General features: G+C 64.4%; 3 protein-coding genes. All 3 read right to left on the bottom strand.

Features of this window, described 5'->3' with window-relative positions:
• Positions 1-913: sensor histidine kinase (locus AB4Y86_RS16810; protein ID WP_441403310.1), on the bottom strand; the 913-nt coding region annotated here is incomplete at its 3' end.
• A complete protein-coding gene (locus tag AB4Y86_RS16805; RefSeq protein ID WP_441403309.1) occupies positions 910-1,647 on the bottom strand; it encodes a response regulator transcription factor in 738 nt (245 codons plus the stop codon). The genes AB4Y86_RS16810 and AB4Y86_RS16805, both read right to left, overlap by 4 nt.
• Positions 1,648-1,850: 203 nt before the next feature.
• Positions 1,851-2,458, bottom strand: a 608-nt coding sequence (locus tag AB4Y86_RS16800; RefSeq protein ID WP_441403308.1) for an SDR family NAD(P)-dependent oxidoreductase, incomplete at its 5' end; no start/stop codon positions are given.

Here is a 2,458-nt window from a genome sequence, read left to right as displayed (position 1 = left end):
CCACCACGCTCAGGGCGACGTGTTCATTGCCGGTCTCACGGGCGGAGATGAGGATTTCGCTGTTCGCGGGGGAATGCTCGATCGCGTTCATGAGGAGGTTTCCGATCACCCGGGATAGTTCGCGCGCGTCACCGTAGAGGGTGAGGTTCCCGGTCCGGGACTCTTTGAGGGTGATTGACCGGGATGCGGCGACCGGGTGTAAGTCAGCGACGGCGTCGCTGACGAGGTCGAACAGGGAGACGGGCTCCATGTGAAGCCTGAGCGTGCCTGACTGGATTTTCGAAAGTTCAAACAGGTCATCAACCATGCTGGCGAGAGTCTCTGCCTGAAGGCGGATCTGCCGGTGGTAGCGGTCCGGTTCCTCGACGACGCCGTCCTCGAGGGACTCCGCCATCGCACGCAGTGCTGCGAGCGGGGTGCGCAGGTCATGGGAGATCCATGCGACGAGGCGTCGCCGGGACTGCTCCAGCGTGGCGACTTCCTCCCGGGAGCGGGCGAGCCGCTGTGAGGTTTCGGCCAGTTCACGGGCCAGGGTGGCGAATTCGAGTCCGGTGTAGTCCTCCGGGACGACAATTTGGCCGTCGCCGATCGCCCGGGCCGTGGACCGGAGCCGGACGCCCGTCCGGCTGATGCCGACTCCCATCAACGCAGCGACAATCAGGCTGATGGCGGCACCGACGCCGATCACCCAGCACAGCACCACCAGATCGTGATCCGAGATATACATCTGGGCAGCAATCGCGATAGTGGCCGCCGCGATGGAAGCCACTGTAGCCACGACAACGATCAGCAGCCGCAACAGCATTGACTTGTGCCGTGCGAATCGCAGGGCAATTCCTGCGCAGGCGGCCACCAGGCCTGCCGCCACCGCCGCGGTGACGAGGATGATGCCAAAGTCCGCCAGTGCGATCATGATTCCCCGTGGCCCTGGACGCTGAGCCGGTATCCGATGCCCCACTCGGTGGTCAGCAACCGCGGTTTTGCCGGGTCGTCTTCGATTTTTTCTCGGACCCGACGAACATGAACGGTGACCGTGGATAGGTCCCCGAAGTTCCACTGCCATACCGCTTTCAGGAGCTGCGCCCGGCTGAAAACCTGGTCGGGGTGCTTGAGGAGGAAGGCGAGCAGGTCGAATTCGCGCACCGAAAGCCCGAGCAAGCGCCCGTCTTGGAAGATCTTGCGGTTGGACGCATCCACCCGGAAACAGCCCATGTCGAAGGGGGCTTCGGGGGTGATGTCGGTGATGCTGCGGCGAAGGATCGACTGCACCCGAAGGACGAGTTCACGCGGGGAAAACGGCTTGGCGAGATAGTCGTCTGCGCCTGCTTCAAGGCCCTCTATACGATCCTCGGTGGAACCCAGGGCCGTGAGCATGATGATCGGTGTCGACGCGTTGTCGCGGATTCGCCGGCAGACTTCAGCCCCGCTGATCCCGGGAAGCATCCGGTCCAGCACGATCAAGTCCGGCCTGGTGTGTTCCGCGGCCTTCAGTGCGCTGAATCCGTCAGCGGCGTGGTCAACAATGAAGCCTGCGGAGCGCAGGTAGTCGCAGGCGACTTCCCTCACGGTCGGATCATCCTCGACGACGAGAACCCGTCGGTCACGCAAATCGTCACCGAGGCGCACGGAGCCGTGGGTTCGGGCCATGTTCTCACCATAGGCCGCGGCTGTCCCGGTTGCGAGCGTTCCGGGCACCGCCGGGGTGACTGTGTGTGGTTCGTAAGACTTTCCGCGGTCGACGGCGGTCTACGCTTCTTTGGCCGGCCCGTCTCGCCCTCACGCTCCGGGCAAACGGCAAGGCGCGCCGCCTCGGATGGGAGGGGGCGCGCCTGGCTGCTGCGGGTCTTGCGCTAGACGGCCGTGTATCCGCCGTCGATCGGAATGGTCGCACCGGTGATGAACTTCGCCTTGTCGCTCGCGAGGAAGGTGATGAGGTCAGCGACTTCCTGGGCCTCTCCAACGCGGCCGGCCGGGTGCAGGTTTGCGTACTGCTCGAGGGTCGGTTCGTCGATCAGCGGGGTACGGATGACGCCCGGGGCTACCGCGTTCACGCGGATGCCTTCCTTGGCGTACATCGTGCCAGCGGCGCGGGTCATGTTCACGACGCCGCCTTTCGAGGCCGAGTAGGCGATGTTGTTCGAGACGGCCACCAGGCCGAACATCGAAGCGAGGTTGACGACTACACCGCCGTCGCCCTGCTTGAGGAGCTGCTCGATGACGTACTTGTTGGTGTAGAACACGCCGGAGTAGTCGATGCCGTTGGTGCGCTCCCAGTTGTCGACCGTCGAGGTGACGACGTCGCCCTCGCCGCCGACGCCGGCCGAGGCGACGGCAATGTCGAGCTTGCCAAATTCCTCGACGGTCTTCGCGACGGCGGCCTCAACGCTCTCGGCCTTCGAGACATCGCCCTGGACGAACTTCGCGCCGATTTCGTCGGCGACTTCCTGCGACTTGGGGT

It is taken from the genome of Arthrobacter sp. 2YAF22_2, assembly GCF_052114645.1.
Lineage (GTDB): Bacteria > Actinomycetota > Actinomycetes > Actinomycetales > Micrococcaceae > Arthrobacter.
Note: the sequence above shows the minus strand (reverse complement) of the source record. Positions and strands in the feature narration are given on the sequence as shown.